Source organism: Aeromicrobium sp. (assembly GCF_037719875.1).
Taxonomy (GTDB): Bacteria; Actinomycetota; Actinomycetes; order Propionibacteriales; family Nocardioidaceae; genus Aeromicrobium.
In genome coordinates this window covers 41,465-56,974 of record NZ_JBBJMJ010000001.1, presented here as the reverse complement: position 1 = coordinate 56,974, position 15,510 = coordinate 41,465, and the positions used below count along the sequence as shown (strand labels likewise).

Sequence of the window (15,510 nt, the reverse complement as noted above, 5' to 3'; positions counted from 1 at the left end):
TCAGCGACCGTACCAAAGCGTCGTCTCGCCGTATGTCTTGTCTCGCAGAGCATCGACGCCGTCAGGCCAGGTGAACCGATCACGCGACGAGCGCTCGACGACGAGCAGTGCCTCCGATTGGGTGTTCCACATCTTGAGGCTGGCTACCAGCGCCGTGACTTCGGACGTGCCGAGCGCGTAGGGCGGATCGAGGAAGATCAGGCCGAACGCCCCCGGGGGGTCGATCGTCGGGTACTTCTCGGCAGTCATGCGGGCGACAGCGGCGTCCGCGCCCAACGTGCGGATGTTCTGCTTGATGACCGACACCGCCCTGGCGTTCGACTCCACGAACTGGGCGAATCCCGCTCCCCGCGACATGGCCTCGAGCCCGAGTGCACCGGAGCCGGCGAACAGGTCGAGCACCCGCAGATCCTCGTCGAACCCACCCAGCGCGGACTGGATCGACGAGAACATCGCCTCGCGCACCCGGTCGCTGGTCGGTCGCGTGCCATCACCTTTCGGGACCTGGATGCGGCGCCCGCCGTAGCGTCCCGCGATGATCCGGGTCACGTGCGCTCCAGGTAGTCGGCCCGCTCGGAGTGCTCCAGCTCGTGAACTGCCGAGGCCAGCGCAGGGTGTGAAGCGAGCGTCGGGTCGGCCGAGACGATCGCGTCGGCCACCCGGCGGGCCTCCTCGATGACGTCGCCGTCCTTGACGACCGACAACAGGCGAAGGCTGGACCGTACGCCCGACTGCCGCGCGCCAAGCACGTCGCCCTCGCGGCGCAGCTCCACGTCGAGGCGGGAGAGCTCGAACCCGTCGGAGGTCGACGCGACGGCGTCGAGACGCTCCCGCGCCGGCGACCCGTCCTCGGTCAGCGTCACGAGCAGGCACAGGCCGGCCTCGGAGCCGCGGCCCACCCGGCCACGCAACTGGTGGAGCTGGGACATGCCGAAGCGGTCGGCATCCATCACGACCATGACCGTGGCATTGGGCACGTCGACGCCGACCTCGACGACAGTCGTCGCGACGAGAACGTCGATCTCGCCGCGGGCGAACGCATTCATCGTCGCGTCCTTGTCGTCGGCGCCCATGCGCCCGTGCAGGCTGCCGAGGCGCAGGCCGTGCAGTGCGCCACCCTCCAGCTCCTCACGCACCTCGACGAGCGACGTGGTCTCCTTGGTCTCGCCGTCGTCACCGTCTCCGATGCGCGACACCACGACGTACGCCTGCCGGCCACGGCCGACCTCTTCGCGCACGCGCTGCCAACCGCGCTCGAGCCACGTCGGCCGCTGCGCGTAGGGGACGACGGTCGTCTGGATCGGCTGACGACCGGCCGGCAGCTCCCGCAACGTGGACACCTCGAGATCACCGAACACCGACATCGCGATAGTGCGCGGGATCGGAGTCGCGGTCATGACCAGCACGTGCGGCGCGACCTCGGCCCGGTCTACCAGCGCCGCCCGCTGCTCGACTCCGAAGCGGTGCTGCTCATCGACGACCAACAGCCCGAGCTCGGCGAATTGCACATGGTCCTGGATCAGCGCGTGCGTGCCGATCACGATGCCGGCCTCGCCGGAGGCGGCGTCGAGCAACGACTCCTTGCGCGCCTTGGCGCCCTGGGACCCGGTCAAGAGCCGCACGCGGGTCGCTCCGTCGGTGCCGCCCAGCATGCCTGCCCCTCCCAGAACGCCGAGTGCCAGGTCACCCAGCATCGCGGTGATCGCCCGGAAATGCTGGGCAGCGAGCACCTCGGTGGGTGCGAGGAGCGCGGCCTGCGCCCCGGCGTCGACGACCTGGAGCATCGCGAGCAGGGCGACGATGGTCTTGCCGGACCCGACCTCACCCTGCAGGAGCCGGTGCATCGGATGAGTCAGCGCCAGGTCGGCCGCGACCTCTGCACCGACAGACTCCTGGCCGGCCGTGAGCTCGAACGGCAGCTGTCGCTCGAACCGTTCGCGCAGGCCGCCCTTGGTCAGCGGTCGCGGAGTCGCCCGCTCGTGCTCGAGCGCAGTGCGGCGCTGGGCGAAGATCGTCTGGACGACGAACGCTTCCTCGAACCGGAAGCGATCGCGGGCACCCTGCCAGTCCTTGGCATTGCGCGGACGGTGGATCGCCTCGAACGACCCCGAGAGGTCGTAGAACCCGCGCGCCGACCGCACCTCGTCGGGCAGGGGGTCATCGAGTGCCCCGACCGCGTCAAGACACAGGCCGACGCACTGCTCGATCTTCCACGACGGCATCTTGGCCGTCGCCCGGTAGAGCGGGATGACACCGCGGCTGAGCCTTGAACTCTCGATCGGGTCGTCGGAGACCCTGATCGGCTCCCAGTCCGGGTGCGTCAGCTGCAGCTTGCGGTTGAACTCACTGACGACGCCCGCGGCCAGACCGAGTGAGCCCTCCTCCATCGACTTGAGCCGCCAGCCCTGCTGGAAGAACGTCAGCGTCAGCTGGCCCGTGCCGTCCGTGACGACGACCTCCGTACGCGTACGGCGCCCGCCCGGACCGAACGAGTAGTTCTTGACGGACGCAACGCGGGCCATGATCGTCACGTGTTGTCCGGCCTCGAGACCGGACAGGTCGGTGAGCTTGCCGAGCTCGGCATAGCGACGGGGATAGTGCCGCAGGAGGTCCTCGACCACGAGCATGTCGAAGGCCTTGGTGAGCGGCTTGGTGGTCTTGTCGCCGAGCACGTTGACCAGCTTGGTCGAGGGATCGACCATCACTCCACCGCGATGAACAGCGGATAGTTCTCCTGGCCGCCGTCGTAGACCACGAGGTCGACATCGGGCCGCATCGTGCGGAGATATTCCGAGATCGACTCCTCGATCATCCCCTCTGCGCCTTGACCCATCACGACTGTGACCATCTCACCTGCCGGGGACAAGATCCGATCGATGACCTCGTAGGCGACCGCGAGGATGTCTCGCCCGACGACCGCGAAGTCGCCGGCCACGACCCCAAGGACGTCTCCGGTCTCGCACGGTCCGACCATCGTCATGCCCGGCTCGGTCGCGACCGTGACCGCCCCGTGCTGGGTATGGGCTGCGGCGCTGGACATCGCGACGACAACCTCGTCGAACGCGAGGCCCGGGTCGTGCACCGCGAGCGCGGCGATGCCCTGGACCTGGGCGTGGGTGGGGATGACCGCAACGCGTACGCCGTCCTGCCGCGCAGCCTGTGCGGCTGCCTCGAACTGGCGGACATAGCGCGGATTGTTGGGCAGCACGATGATCTCGTCAGCGCCGGTGTCGCTCAGCGAGGCGCTCATCTCGGTCATCGTCAGAGGACTCTGGCGGGTGAAGTCGAGTGCCTGCGCCCCGGCTTCCCGGCACAACGTGGTCAGGCCCGCGCCGGTCGTCGCCGAGATGACGACGCGGCCGCTCCGCGGTGCGCGAGCCATCTGGTCGGCGAAGTGGGTGACCGCGATGCGATAGGGCCGGCCGGCGCCGATCCCGGCCTCGATCGCCGCACCCACGTCGTCGACGTGCACATGCACGTTCCACAGGCGCTCCCCGCCGACGACGACGAGCGAGTCGCCGAGCGGCATGAGGGCCGATCGCAGATCGGGAATGCGATCGTCGTCCGCCTCGAGGAGATACATGACCTCGTAGGACGGGCCGTCTGCGCTGAGGTCGTCGCCGGGCACCATGATGGGCACCGGGATGTTGCTGCCGGCCCGGTCGGGGACCCGGCCGGTCAACGCCTGCTCGGTGGCATCGAGGACGACCACCAAAGCGCGTCCGCCGGCGTCCACCACGCCGGCTCGAGCGAGGAGCTCCATCTGCTCGGGAGTCCGGGCCAATGCCTCGCGCGCCGCGCGAGCGGCCCGGCCAAAGACCGTGCGTCCGTCAACCCCCGCCTCGGCTGCCGTCGTCGCACCCTCGGCCGCGGCCTTGGCGACCGAGAGGATCGTGCCCTCGACCGGGGCTCCCACGGCAGCCCAGGCGGCATCGGAGGCTGCGACGAATGATCTGGCGACGTCGGCCGCAGTGACCTCTGTCTCGAGGTCGAGGTCGCGGAAGCAGGCTCGAACGAGCTGGGACAAGATCACGCCCGTGTTGCCCTTGGCGCCGGTCAGCAGACCGTCGACATAGGCCTTGACCAGTGCCGGCAAGGGCACGTCGGCGCCTGCAGCCGATACGGCGTCCGACCCCGAGACGAACGTCAGATAGGCGTTGGTCCCGGTGTCGCTGTCGGCCACGGGAAAGACGTTGAGCGCGTCGATCTCGGCCCGGGCCGATGACAGGGCCCCGGCACACAGCTGCGTCCACGCACGGAATGCCGTGGAGTTGAGGGTGAGGCCCATGGGGCGAGGCTATCGGTCAGCACCTTCGAACCCGCGGACCAGCCGGGTGGATTCGCTTCGGCGTCGGGTCTTCGGCTATTCTTGAGCGGTTGTCGTCTGGCCGTCACGGCCATGAAGACACCCCCCTTTGTTCGTGAAGTCTCAATGTTCAGGAGTTCGCCGTGGCTGCGGTCTGTGATGTGTGCGCCAAGGGACCCGGCTTCGGCCACAACGTCTCCCACTCGCACCGACGCACCAAGCGTCGTTTCGATCCCAACATCCAGCGCGTTCGCGCTGTGATCAACGGGACCCCCCAGCGGGTCAACGTGTGCACTTCGTGCCTCAAGGCCGGCAAGGTCTCCCGCTAACCCTTCTCTGGTCGACAGATTGAATTGACCCTAGAGTCATCTCGTGACCACAGAGATGACGACCCGTGTCCACGCCTTCGGCGACGATGCACTCGGCGACCTCGACACCGTCGGGGTCGCCGCGGCCATTGCCTCCGGCGCCATCAGTGCGCGAGAGGCGACGGAGGCAGCCGTTCGTCGCGCCGAGCGGGTCAACCCCGTGCTCAACGCGATCCAGCATTCCGATTTCGACCGCGGGCTCGCGGCGTCCGAGCGGTCCGCGGAGGGCGTCTTCGCAGGTGTGCCGACATTCCTCAAGGACAACACCGACTTCGCCGGGCTGCCCTCGGATCAGGGTTCACTGGCGGTCAAGTCGCGCCCAGCTGCGGCGAACTCACCCTTCACCGACCAGTTCCTGTACGAGCTGGAGGCCGCCCAGCCATTCGACAAGATCCAGGGCTGAGGGGTCCGCAACACATTCAGCGCCAGTGCTGGTGCCCCCGCGGGCCTTCGTATGCCTGCCCGTCGACCGTGACGCCGGCGCCGTCCGACGCAGTGCCGACCCTGACCCATCCGTCGGGGAGGGTCGTCTGCGAGCTGAAGGTAGCCACCAGGGCGTAGTCGTCGCCGCCGGTCAGCACGAACGTCAGCGCGTCGACGCCGAGCGCCTCGCCAACCGTCGCGACCGGCTCGGGAATCACGAACGCCGAGGAGTCCAGGTCGATCGCGACCCCGCTCGCCTCGGCGATGTGCCCGAGGTCGGCGAGCAGCCCGTCACTGATGTCGGTCATGGCCGTCGCTCCGGCGCCCGCGGCCTGCGGCCCCGCGGCATACGGAGGGTGAGGCACCCGGTGCGCCTCGACCGCGGCCTTGGGCGAGCGGAATCCACGACTCAGCGTGGCGAACCCCGCGCCCGCCAGCCCGAGCCGCCCGGCGCAGGCCACGATGTCCCCGGGCATCGCACCGGAGCGCAGGACCGGACGCACGGCGTCGCCCATCGCGGTGACCGCGATGACGATCTTGTCCGAGGCCGTGACATCCCCGCCGACGATGTGTGCACCGACATGTGCGCACTCGATCTCGAAGCCGCGGATCATCTCCAGAGCCCACGAGACCGGTAGATCGGCCGGCGCGCCGAAGCCGACCGTCAGGGCTGTCGCCACGCCGCCCATCGCGTTGATGTCCGACAGGTTGCAGGCCGCCGCCTTGCGACCGACGTCATGAGCCGACGACCAGTCGCGGCGGAAATGGCGGCCCTCGACCAACAGATCCGTGGAGACGACGAACGTCCCGTCGTTGGTCGAGACGTGCGCGGCGTCATCGCCGGGTCCGAGCAGGATGTGCCGGTTGTCGCCGATCTGACCACGCAGCTGGTCGATCAGGGCGAACTCGCCGATGTCGCCGATCGTGGGCTCGCCTGCAGCGTTCATGACCATAGGGGCATTGTGTCGCAGGCGGCGGGGCGCAGGAGCAGGCGCATCGGGTAGCGTGGCACAGTCCGGTCAAACGAAGGGGTCCCCGATGGCTGTTCACGCATACATCCTCGTCCAGACCGAGGTGGGTAGGGCGGCTGACGTCGCCAGGGCAATTGCCGCCATCGATGGTGTCACGCTCGCCGAGGACGTCACAGGTCCCTACGACGTGATCGTTCGCGCCGAGGGACCCAGCGTCGACGAGCTCGGCGCCCTGGTCGTCACCACGATCCAGAACGTCCCCGGCATCACCCGCACCCTCACGTGCCCCATCGTGCGCATCTGACCTGTGCTCCTCGGCGTGAAACGGCTTCTTGTCGCCTGCACGCTCTGCGCGCTCATGGCGGGCTGCGGCTCGGGGGTGTCGGTCGACGCCTATCCCACTGAGCCGGGCACGTCGATCAACTGCAAGAGCCTGCTCGCCGATCGTCCGCTCAAGGTCGCAGGCCAGGACAACCGCCTCGTCGATGGCGGCAATGCCTCCGCGTGGGGCGATCCCGCGATCATCCTGCGGTGCGGCGTCGAAAAGCCCGAGGGACTCGGCCCGGCCGCCCGCTGCGACATGGTGGACGGCGTCGGATGGTTCACCGAGACGACCGCCGACGGCTTTCTGTTCACGACGATCGGCCGGGACTTCCACGTCAGCGTCGAGGTGCCCGGCGACTACGAGCCGGCGGCCGACGCCCTCGCCGATCTCGCCGACTCCGTCGCCCGTCACGACCCCGTCGACAAGCCCTGCGTCTAGCTGACGGCCCACATCTAACGCAGTCCGGTGTCGCGTCTCAGCGCGAGCTGGATCAGCTGGTCGACAAGCACCGGGTAGGGCACGCCGCTCTTCTCCCACAGCACGGGGAACATCGAATAGGGCGTGAAGCCCGGCATCGTGTTGATCTCGTTGATGACCAGGCCATCGTCGGTCAGGAAGAAGTCGACCCGTGCCAGCCCTTCACAGCCGATCGCCTCGAAGGCCTGCACGGCATACGTCCGTATGCGCTCACGCAGGGTCTCGGGGATGTCCGCAGGCACGACGTTGAGGCTCGTACCGTCGAGATACTTGGCCTCGAAGTCATAGAACTCGTGAGCTGAATCCGCGGCGACGGTGATCTCGCCGACCACGCTGGCGATCGGTTTGCCATCGGACTGCTGCATCACGGCACACTCGAGCTCCCGCTTGCCTTTCGCGCCCGCCTCGACCATGACCTTGGGGTCGAAGTCCCGCGCCTTGTTGATCGCTCCGTCGAGCTCGTCCCAGGTCTCGACCATCGTCACGCCGGAGCTCGAGCCGGCCCGCGCAGGCTTGACGAAGACCGGCAGGCCCAGCGCCCGGATGCGCGCCTCCACCCGGTCACGATCGCCCTTCCACTCCCACGGGAGGACCGTGACATATGGAATCTGTGGCAAGCCGGCAGCCGAGAAGACTGTCTTGGTGAACGGCTTGTCCATGCCCACCGCGCTCGCGAGCACGCCCGCGCCGACATAGTGGACGTCGGCCATCTCGAACAGGCCCTGGATCGTGCCGTCCTCGCCCCATGGACCGTGCAGGAGCGGGAACACCGCGTCGAGCTCACGCAGCTCCTCCCACGAGAATGCCGGGCTGTCGTTGCGTACCTCGGGCAGCTCGCCGGCCGCGAGGTCGGGCCACTGAGCGGTCTCATGGACCCACGCACCATCGCGGGTGATGCCGATCGGACGTACGTCGTAACGCTCCGAGTCGATCGCCGCGATGACTTCGCGCGCCGTCAGGCACGACACACCGTGCTCGCTGGAACGGCCACCAAAAACAACAGCGAGGCGCGGCTTGTCGACTGGGAGGTCCACCGAGAGGCTCATTGCGGAGCACATTACCGGTCAAGGCATGATGGCTTCATGCATGGACACGATCTTTCGCCCTCGACGATCGCCGTCGGCGCCGGACGGCCGAACCGGGTCCCCGGGGGGCCTCTCAATGCGCCGATCACGCTTGCCAGCGCGCTCGTCCCTGGCGGCGCATCCGAGTACGGACGCCACGGCAATCCGACCTGGGAGTCCTTCGAGACGGTGCTCGGCGCGCTCGAGGGCGGTCGGGCCCTGGCCTTCGCCTCGGGTATCGCGGCCACCACCGCGCTGTTCGATCTCGTCCCTGCCAAGGCCGCGGTGGTCGCCCCTCGGCACGCCTACTACGGCACGATCAATCAGCTCCAGGAGCGGGCCCGTCGCGGCCAGATCGAGCTTCGGCTCGTCGACATCGACAACACCACGCAGGTCGTCAACGCGGCCGAGAGCGCGGCGCTCGTCTGGATCGAGTCGCCGACCAATCCGGCACTCGAGATCGCCGACATCGCCGCGATCTCGACCGCCGCGGCGCAAGCCGGCACCGCGGTCGCGGTCGACAACACCTTCGCCACCCCCCTGCGCCAAAAGCCCCTCGAGCTGGGCGCCGACTTCGTCGTCCACTCGGCGTCCAAGCTCCTGTCCGGCCACAGCGACGTGATCCTCGGAGCCGTCGTCACCAGCAGCGACCGCGCCTACTCAGCGATCGAGAAGCGTCGCTCCGTCCTCGGTGCGGTCCCCGGAGCGATGGAGACCTGGCTCGCGGTGCGCGGCATGCGTACGCTCCACGTGCGGCTCGACCGGGCCGAGGCCAATGCCCGCGAGCTGCACAAGCGCCTCTCGGCCTCGAGCCGCATCGCCTACTCCCGCTATCCGGGCTTCGGCACGATCATCGCGTTCGAGGTCGTCGGCGGTGCCCAGATGGCCCAGAAGATGACCGAGCAGAGCGACGTCATCACCTACGCAACGAGCCTCGGTGGGGTCGAGTCGACCTGGGAGCGCCGTCGACGCCACCCCGGCGAGCCGGACTCGGTGCCCGAGGGCCTGATCCGCTTCTCGGTGGGCATCGAGGACGTCGAGGACCTCTGGCTCGACATCCAGACCGTTCTGTCCGCGTTCAGTTGACGGCTAGACCGTCTCCGGCTTGGCCTGTCGCGAGATCAGCCTCGAGACCAGGTCGTCCGGGCTCAGCTCGCCGGAGACCAGCGCAGCGACGTGCTCGACGATCGGCATCTCGACGCCGTGCAGCTTGGCGAGCTCGCTGACCGACACACACGACTTGACGCCCTCGGCGACCTGATTGGTCTGTGCCGTGACCTCCTCGACGCTCATGCCCTGGCCCAGCTTCTCGCCGAACGTACGGTTGCGGGACAGCGGTGAGGAGCACGTCGCGACGAGGTCCCCCATGCCGGCGAGCCCCATGAAGGTCACCGGATCTGCCCCGATCGCTGCACCGAGCCGGGCGGTCTCCGCGAGGCCGCGGGTGATGACCGAGGCCTTGGTGTTGTCGCCGTAACCCAGACCGACGCAGACACCGACCGCAAGGCCGATGATGTTCTTGGCCGTGCCGGCAAGCTCGCAGCCGATCACGTCGGTCATGGAGTAGGGGCGGAACGCCGCGGTGTGGCACGCCTTCTGCAGCCTCTCGGCCACGGTCTGGTCGACGCACGCCACGACACTGGCGGCTGGCTCGCGGTTGGCGATCTCGCGGGCGAGGTTCGGGCCCGACACCACGGCAATACGCTCGGGCCCGGCGCCGGTGATCTCGGCGATGACCTCGCTCATGCGCTGGTGGGTGCCGAGCTCAACACCCTTCATCAGGCTGACCATCACGGCATCGGCCGGGACGTGCTCGCTCCAGGACTTGAGGTTGGATCGCAGCTGCTGCGACGGCACGGCAAGCACGACGATCTCGGCACCCTCCATCGCCTCGGCCGGATCGTGGGTCGCGGATATCTCGTGCGGCAGCGCGATGCCGGGCAGGTAGTCGATGTTCTCGTGCTTGGTGTTGATGGTCTCGCAGAGCTCGGGTCGCCGCCCCCACAGGCGTACGTCGTTGCCGGCGTCGGCCAGCACCATCGCGAATGCCGTGCCCCAGGATCCTGCGCCCATCACAGCTGTCTGCGCCATTCACGATTCCAATCTCTTGAAGGTGTTCATTGCCGGTAGTTGGTTTTTGGCTTGCTCAAGGTATGCACATCGATGCGTGGTGTCGAGGGAAGCTCGCCGCGCACCTCAGCCATCATGGCAGTCAAGGCGTCCATCAGCCTGTCCGTTGCCTGGTGAAGGATTTCCTCGGTCAGGTCCTTGCCCTCGAAGTCCGAGAGGTCGATCGGTTTGCCGACGCGGATGTGGATCGTCTTGCGAGGCAACAGACGTACCTTCTTCGCGTACGGCCACAGGATCTCCTGCGGCCCCCACTGCATGAGTGGGACGAGGGGCTTGCCCGTGCTCAGGGCGACGCGCACCGCCCCGGTGCGACCGGTCATCGGCCATGCGGCCGGGTCACGCGTGATCGTACCCTCGGGATAGATCGTGACGACCAGGCCGGCCTCAACCGCCGCCGCTGCGGCCCGCAGAGACTCTGCCGCACCCTCGGTGCTGCGGTAGACCGGGATCTGCTCGGCCGTGCGCAGGATCCAGCCATATCCCTTGGCGCCGACCAGCGTGTCCTTGGCGAGGAATCGGGGCGCGATGCCGTTGTCGAGCATGAAGTGTGAGATGAAGAACGGGTCGAGGTGTGACACGTGGTTGGGCGCGAGGACATATCCGCCGGTCGGCAGGTTCTCGAGGCCGCGCCAGTCCCGCCTGGTGGTCGCCATGAGGATCGGACGCAGGAAGAACCTGATGACCCGGGTCGTGCGGGGCGCCGGACTCTTCGCCATGAGGGCGAGCCTAAACCTTGCCGCGCCCACTAGGGTGACAGCCATGCAGGGCACCGTCGCGACCTTCGACCAGTCCACCCGTGGCGGAAGCCTCCTGACCGATGAGGGCATGCCGTTGGCATTCGCCGCCGAGTCGCTCGCCGACCACATCCGCCACCTCCGCGTGGGCCAGCGGGTCTTCGTCGAGACCTCGCCCACCGGCACGGTCACCGCCATCCAGATCTGGACCCCCCGCTGACGGGTCACTTCTCGCTCGGTGACGGGTCACTTCTCGTCCTCTGACGGGTCACTTCGTGCGAGACACGACCGCAAATACTGACCCCTCACCGAGCGAAAAGTGACCCCTCAGCGGAAGGAAGGAAGGAAGGAAGGAAGGAAGTGGAGGGGGCGGTGGGTTAGAGGGTGGCGGGTTTGAAGGACGGGCGGGTCGACTCGTATGTCGTGATGTCGGCCTCGTGCGAGAGCGTGATCGCGACATCGTCGAGTCCCTCGAGCAGACGCCACCGGGTGTAGTCGTCGATCGTGAACGAATCCTCGATCGCATCGACGCCGTCGCCGGCCTTGACCGTCCGAGACTCGAGATCGACCGTGATCGACGCACCGGGCACCTCGTCGAGGTAGTCCCACAACCGCTGCACGACCTTGTCATCGACCTGTGCGGCAAGCAGACCGGCCTTGCCGGAGTTGCCACGGAAGATGTCGCCGAAGCGCGGCGAGATGACGACCTTGAAGCCATAGTTCTGCAGTGCCCAGACCGCGTGCTCCCGCGAGGAGCCCGTGCCGAAGTCCGGTCCGGCCACCAGCACCGTGGCGTTCTTGTAGGGCTCCTGATTGAGCACGAACGACGGATCGCTGCGCCAGGCCGAGAACAAGCCCTCCTCGAAGCCGTCACGTGTGACCTTCTTGAGCCACACGGCGGGGATGATCTGATCGGTGTCGACGTTGCTGCGACGCAACGGGGCGCCCACCCCGACATGACTCGAAAACTTCTCCATGGTCAGGCTCCTGCCTTCTCGAGCTCGGCGAGATCGGCCGGCCCGGCCAGATGGCCGAGGATGCCGGTCGCCACGGCCACGTCGGGCGACACCAGGTGGGTGCGCCCGCCCTTGCCCTGCCGGCCCTCGAAGTTGCGGTTGGACGTCGACGCGCTGCGCTCGCCGGGCTCGAGCGTGTCGGGGTTCATGCCCAGGCACATCGAGCAACCCGCGCCGCGCCACTCGGCCCCGGCATCCTTGAAGATCACGTCGAGGCCTTCCTGCTCGGCCTGCAGGCGCACGCGAACCGACCCCGGCACGACCAGGATCCGGGTGTCCGCAGCAACCGTATGGCCCTCGATCAGCCCGGCCGCGACGCGGAGGTCCTCGATGCGCCCGTTGGTGCACGAACCGATGAAGACCGTGTCGACACTGATCTCCTTCATCGGCGTGCCTGCCTCGAGGCCCATGTAGCGCAGGGCATTCTCGGCAGCAATGCGCTCGTTGTCGTCCTCGAACGACGCCGGATCGGGAACCTGGCCCGACAGCGGGACGCCCTGGCCGGGGTTGGTGCCCCACGTGACGAACGGCGTGATGGTCGACGCATCGATCGTGATGACCTTGTCGAACTCGGCGTCATCGTCGGTGACGAGGCTGTCCCAATGGGCGACGGCCGCATCCCAGTCGGCACCGGTCGGCGCGCTCGGGCGACCTTGGAGATAGTCGTATGTCGTCCGGTCCGGCCCGATGAGGCCGGCCTTGGCACCCCACTCGATCGACATGTTGCAGATCGTCATGCGGGCTTCCATCGAGAGGGCGCGGATGGCCTCGCCGCGATACTCCACGATGTAGCCCTGCCCGCCGCCGGTCGTCTCCTGCGTGATGAGCGCGAGGATCAGGTCCTTGGCGGTGGAGCCGGCGGGCAGCTCGCCGACGACCTCGACGGCCATCATCTTGGGCTTGGCCTGCGAGAGCGACTGCGTCGCGAGGACGTGCTCGACCTCGGACGTACCGATCCCGAAGGCGATCGAGCCGAACGCGCCGTGCGTCGAGGTGTGCGAGTCGCCACACACGATCGTCATGCCGGGCTGGGTCAGTCCGAGCTGCGGACCGACGACGTGCACGATGCCCTGATCGATGTCACCCATGGGGTGCAGCCGGACGCCGAACTCCTCGCAGTTGCGGCGCAGCGTCTCGACCTGCGTGCGCGACACCAGATCGGCGATCGGCTTGTCCAGGTCGGTGGTCGGGATGTTGTGGTCCTCGGTCGCCAGCGTGAGGTCGGGCCGGCGCACCGGGCGCCCGGCGATCCGGAGTCCGTCAAAGGCCTGAGGGCTCGTGACCTCATGAATCAGGTGCAGATCGATGTAGAGCAGGTCGGGCTCGCCCTCGTGGCGGCGTACGACGTGTTCTTCCCAGATCTTCTCGGCAAGAGTCTTGCCCATGGCGCTCTCCTCAGCTGCGTTCCTGTGCTCATCATGCACTTGCGTCTCACAATGCGATACGGCAGTATCAAGACATGGACAACTCTAGCGGAGTCGGGGTCCTCGACAAAGCCGCACTCGTGCTTGCCGCGCTCGAGCCGGGACCCGCGACTCTTGCCGGCCTCGTCGCCAGCACCGGCCTCGCCAGGCCGACCGCCCACCGCCTCGCTGTGGCCCTCGAACATCATCGGCTCGTCGCGCGCGACATGCAAGGGCGATTCATCCTGGGCCCTCGCCTCGGCGAGCTGGCAGCGGCCGCCGGTGAGGATCGACTGCTCGCTGCCGCCGGACCTGTCCTCGCCCGACTGCGCGACATCACCGGCGAGTCCGCCCAGCTCTTCCGCCGTCAGGGCGACTTCCGCGTATGCGTCGCGGCCGCCGATCGACCCACCGGTCTTCGGGACTCGATCCCGGTCGGCGGCCAGCTCACGATGAGCGCTGGATCCGCCGCCCAGATCCTCCTCTCCTGGGAGGATCCGGAGCGGATGAACAAGGGGCTGCTCAAGGCGACGTTCTCCGCGGCCGAGCTGTCGGCCGTACGCCGTCGCGGCTGGGCCCAGAGCGTCGGAGAGCGCGAGAACGGCGTCGGGTCGGTCTCTGCTCCGGTCCGCTCCCCCTCCGGCAAGGTCGTCGCCGCGGTGTCGGTGTCCGGCCCACTCGAGCGTCTGACCCGTCAGCCCGGACGTATGCACGCGCCGGCCGTCGTGGCAGCTGCCGAACGCCTCTCACAAAGCCTGCGCCGCTCCAGCTAGGTCGTCCGGCGACATCACCCGCAGGACCGAGTCGTCTGCTGAGTGCACCGGCCAGTCCGCCAGGCTCTGCATCGCCATCGCGGCTGTGATCGCGCGGATCCAGGTAATGTCGGATGCGCGGCTGCCAGCACCCGTGGGCCGCGCCCAGAGCAATGCGCACGATCCGTCGGGGTCGATGTCGTCGAGCACGGTCCGCAGCGAGCGAGCGAGGTTGACGAGCATCTGCCCGTCAGGCGCCGCCGGGCAATCCGTGACGTTGACGATCGACGGAAGGACCAGCCCACGACGATCCAGCAGGATCGCGAAGATCTGGCGACTGCCGAACCCGAGAGGCTCGACGAGCCGGCGCCAAGCCGCCTCGAGGTCGGCAGGGGTATGGACGGGCGGGATGTCGGAGAGATCTCGTGAGGTCATGGCCCCACACTCCTGAGCCGACCTGGGACACGTCGAACCCGTCGTCCACAGGCTGGCGCCGCCCGCCCGAACTAGGCCAGCGCGGCGATCAGCTGCGCCTTGCGCATCCGGGAGTATCCGGGCACGCCCTGCTGCCGCGCCGCGGCTCGGAGCTGGGCGACTGTCAGGTCCGCGGCGGGCGCCTCATCGACGGCAACGACCTCGGTGGCCAGCGCGGGCTCGGCCGGAGGTGCATCCTGGCGCAGCACCGAGTCGACGACCTTCCGGGCCGACTTGGCCGTCGCCCCGCCGCTGTCCTTGGCCTTCTTGACCGTACGCTTTGCCAGGGACTGGCGCTCCTTGGCCTCCGCCTTGAGCTCGGAAGTCCTCTTCTCGAGCTTGCTGACGTTCTTCTCGAGCTTGTCGACCGTGCGCCTCAACTTCTTGATCGTTGAGCGTGCGGTGGCGAGCTCGACATCCTTGGCGGATTTCTTGCTCGACTTGGACGACTTGGACGATTTCTTGCTCGCGGCCATGGTTCTCCTCACGCGGTGACATCGGTAGCCCGGAATCCTGCCAGACCAAGGTGAACAGATGGCGGGAATCGGCTGGCTCGCCGCAGCCCTCAGACCAGGACGTCGAGCAGCTGGTCCTTTCGCATCCGCGAATAGCCCGTGACGCCTTGCTCGCGGGCAGCCTCGCGCAACCGCGCCACAGGCCATGTCGGTTGGGGCAGCGGCGGCGCGTCGCGCAAAGCCAGCGGCTCGGCCCGTGGGTGGTCAGCGATCACTTGGCGGATCTTGGCCTTGGCTCGCTTCCTTGCCCGTTTCTTGGCGGCCTGGGTCGCCTCGGCGATCGCGATCTCGGCCGTTGCGCGGACCTTCTGCACCCGGGATCGATGCTTCTCGGCCTTCTTGCGCCACGAGGCCGACTCATCCTGGAGATCGCGGACCTGACGCCGCAGCGTCACGATCTCAGCCGCGAGCTCCTCGACGTGGGACTCAGACGCGTGGAGCATGCGCTCCAGCTTGTTGCGACTCGGTGCGTTCTTGTCACTCGGTGCGTTCTTGCTTTTCGGTGCCATGTTCTCCTCCACCTGGGGTTCCACCATCGTGGCGCCCCTGGGT

19 protein-coding genes are annotated in these 15,510 nt (G+C 67.9%); 7 read left to right on the top strand and 12 right to left on the bottom strand.

Translation table 11 applies throughout. The features are described from left to right. Genes rsmD through WKF39_RS00300 form a run of 3 tightly spaced genes read right to left on the bottom strand, consistent with a single transcriptional unit; the run spans position 1 to position 4,288 of the window. Positions 1 to 549 (bottom strand): 16S rRNA (guanine(966)-N(2))-methyltransferase RsmD, encoded by a 549-nt coding sequence (gene rsmD / locus WKF39_RS00310; protein WP_340384785.1) that lies wholly within the window; start codon positions 547 to 549, stop codon positions 1 to 3. Next, positions 546 to 2,702: an ATP-dependent DNA helicase RecG gene (locus tag WKF39_RS00305; protein WP_340384783.1), complete on the bottom strand. Its 2,157-nt coding sequence runs from the start codon at positions 2,700 to 2,702 to the stop codon at positions 546 to 548. Before WKF39_RS00305 ends, rsmD begins: the two co-directional genes overlap by 4 nt. Further along, positions 2,702 to 4,288: a DAK2 domain-containing protein gene (locus WKF39_RS00300; RefSeq protein WP_340384781.1), complete on the bottom strand. Its 1,587-nt coding sequence runs from the start codon at positions 4,286 to 4,288 to the stop codon at positions 2,702 to 2,704. The genes WKF39_RS00305 and WKF39_RS00300 overlap by 1 nt, the downstream gene beginning before the upstream one ends. 161 nt (positions 4,289 to 4,449) lie before the next feature. Between WKF39_RS00300 and rpmB the strand changes: the two genes are divergently transcribed. Next, positions 4,450 to 4,635 (top strand): 50S ribosomal protein L28, encoded by a 186-nt coding sequence (rpmB, locus tag WKF39_RS00295; protein ID WP_108577479.1) that lies wholly within the window; start codon positions 4,450 to 4,452, stop codon positions 4,633 to 4,635. A gap of 43 nt (positions 4,636 to 4,678) precedes the next feature. After that, positions 4,679 to 5,077, top strand: coding sequence for an amidase family protein (locus WKF39_RS00290; RefSeq protein ID WP_340384770.1), 399 nt, complete (start codon positions 4,679 to 4,681; stop codon positions 5,075 to 5,077). A 16-nt stretch (positions 5,078 to 5,093) separates the two neighbouring features. On the opposite strand, the gene WKF39_RS00285 is transcribed toward WKF39_RS00290, so the two are convergent. Then, a complete protein-coding gene (locus WKF39_RS00285) occupies positions 5,094 to 6,044 on the bottom strand; it encodes a thiamine-phosphate kinase (protein ID WP_340384768.1) in 951 nt (316 codons plus the stop codon). Positions 6,045 to 6,135: 91 nt separating this feature from the next. Between WKF39_RS00285 and WKF39_RS00280 the strand changes: the two genes are divergently transcribed. Both WKF39_RS00280 and WKF39_RS00275 read left to right on the top strand, forming a co-directional pair. Continuing rightward, positions 6,136 to 6,372: an Lrp/AsnC ligand binding domain-containing protein gene (locus WKF39_RS00280; protein WP_340384766.1), complete on the top strand. Its 237-nt coding sequence runs from the start codon at positions 6,136 to 6,138 to the stop codon at positions 6,370 to 6,372. A 15-nt stretch (positions 6,373 to 6,387) separates the two neighbouring features. Continuing rightward, complete coding sequence (locus WKF39_RS00275; protein ID WP_340384764.1) at positions 6,388 to 6,831, top strand: DUF3515 family protein; 444 nt, start codon at positions 6,388 to 6,390, stop codon at positions 6,829 to 6,831. A 14-nt stretch (positions 6,832 to 6,845) separates the two neighbouring features. Here WKF39_RS00275 and WKF39_RS00270 read toward each other — a convergent pair whose 3' ends face one another. Next, positions 6,846 to 7,916 (bottom strand): D-alanine--D-alanine ligase family protein, encoded by a 1,071-nt coding sequence (locus tag WKF39_RS00270; protein WP_340384762.1) that lies wholly within the window; start codon positions 7,914 to 7,916, stop codon positions 6,846 to 6,848. Positions 7,917 to 7,952: 36 nt separating this feature from the next. On the opposite strand from WKF39_RS00270, the gene WKF39_RS00265 reads away from it, so the two are divergent. After that, positions 7,953 to 9,020, top strand: a complete 1,068-nt coding sequence (locus tag WKF39_RS00265) for a PLP-dependent aspartate aminotransferase family protein (protein ID WP_340384760.1) — start codon at positions 7,953 to 7,955, stop codon at positions 9,018 to 9,020. Positions 9,021 to 9,023: 3 nt separating this feature from the next. On the opposite strand, the gene WKF39_RS00260 is transcribed toward WKF39_RS00265, so the two are convergent. Both WKF39_RS00260 and WKF39_RS00255 read right to left on the bottom strand, forming a co-directional pair. After that, complete coding sequence (locus WKF39_RS00260) at positions 9,024 to 10,025, bottom strand: NAD(P)H-dependent glycerol-3-phosphate dehydrogenase (RefSeq protein ID WP_340384758.1); 1,002 nt, start codon at positions 10,023 to 10,025, stop codon at positions 9,024 to 9,026. A gap of 26 nt (positions 10,026 to 10,051) precedes the next feature. Then, positions 10,052 to 10,780 (bottom strand): lysophospholipid acyltransferase family protein, encoded by a 729-nt coding sequence (locus WKF39_RS00255; RefSeq protein WP_340384756.1) that lies wholly within the window; start codon positions 10,778 to 10,780, stop codon positions 10,052 to 10,054. A gap of 43 nt (positions 10,781 to 10,823) precedes the next feature. Between WKF39_RS00255 and WKF39_RS00250 the strand changes: the two genes are divergently transcribed. Further along, positions 10,824 to 11,018, top strand: coding sequence for a hypothetical protein (locus WKF39_RS00250; protein WP_340384754.1), 195 nt, complete (start codon positions 10,824 to 10,826; stop codon positions 11,016 to 11,018). Between the two features lie 157 nt (positions 11,019 to 11,175). Here WKF39_RS00250 and leuD read toward each other — a convergent pair whose 3' ends face one another. Further along, on the bottom strand, positions 11,176 to 11,775 hold the full coding sequence (gene leuD, locus WKF39_RS00245; protein ID WP_340384752.1) for a 3-isopropylmalate dehydratase small subunit: 600 nt from the start codon (positions 11,773 to 11,775) through the stop codon (positions 11,176 to 11,178). A gap of 2 nt (positions 11,776 to 11,777) precedes the next feature. Next, entirely contained in the window at positions 11,778 to 13,199 is a 1,422-nt protein-coding gene (leuC, locus tag WKF39_RS00240) for a 3-isopropylmalate dehydratase large subunit (RefSeq protein WP_340384750.1), read from the bottom strand. 74 nt (positions 13,200 to 13,273) lie between these two features. Between leuC and WKF39_RS00235 the strand changes: the two genes are divergently transcribed. Then, entirely contained in the window at positions 13,274 to 13,990 is a 717-nt protein-coding gene (locus WKF39_RS00235; RefSeq protein ID WP_340384748.1) for an IclR family transcriptional regulator, read from the top strand. On the opposite strand, the gene WKF39_RS00230 is transcribed toward WKF39_RS00235, so the two are convergent. From WKF39_RS00230 to WKF39_RS00220, 3 genes are all read right to left on the bottom strand, one after another. Next, entirely contained in the window at positions 13,964 to 14,404 is a 441-nt protein-coding gene (locus tag WKF39_RS00230; protein ID WP_340384746.1) for a hypothetical protein, read from the bottom strand. The genes WKF39_RS00235 and WKF39_RS00230 overlap by 27 nt on opposite strands. Positions 14,405 to 14,475: 71 nt before the next feature. Further along, positions 14,476 to 14,919, bottom strand: a complete 444-nt coding sequence (locus WKF39_RS00225) for a Rho termination factor N-terminal domain-containing protein (protein WP_340384744.1) — start codon at positions 14,917 to 14,919, stop codon at positions 14,476 to 14,478. A gap of 89 nt (positions 14,920 to 15,008) precedes the next feature. Beyond that, a complete protein-coding gene (locus WKF39_RS00220) occupies positions 15,009 to 15,467 on the bottom strand; it encodes a Rho termination factor N-terminal domain-containing protein (RefSeq protein ID WP_340384742.1) in 459 nt (152 codons plus the stop codon). Positions 15,468 to 15,510 lie beyond the last annotated feature (43 nt).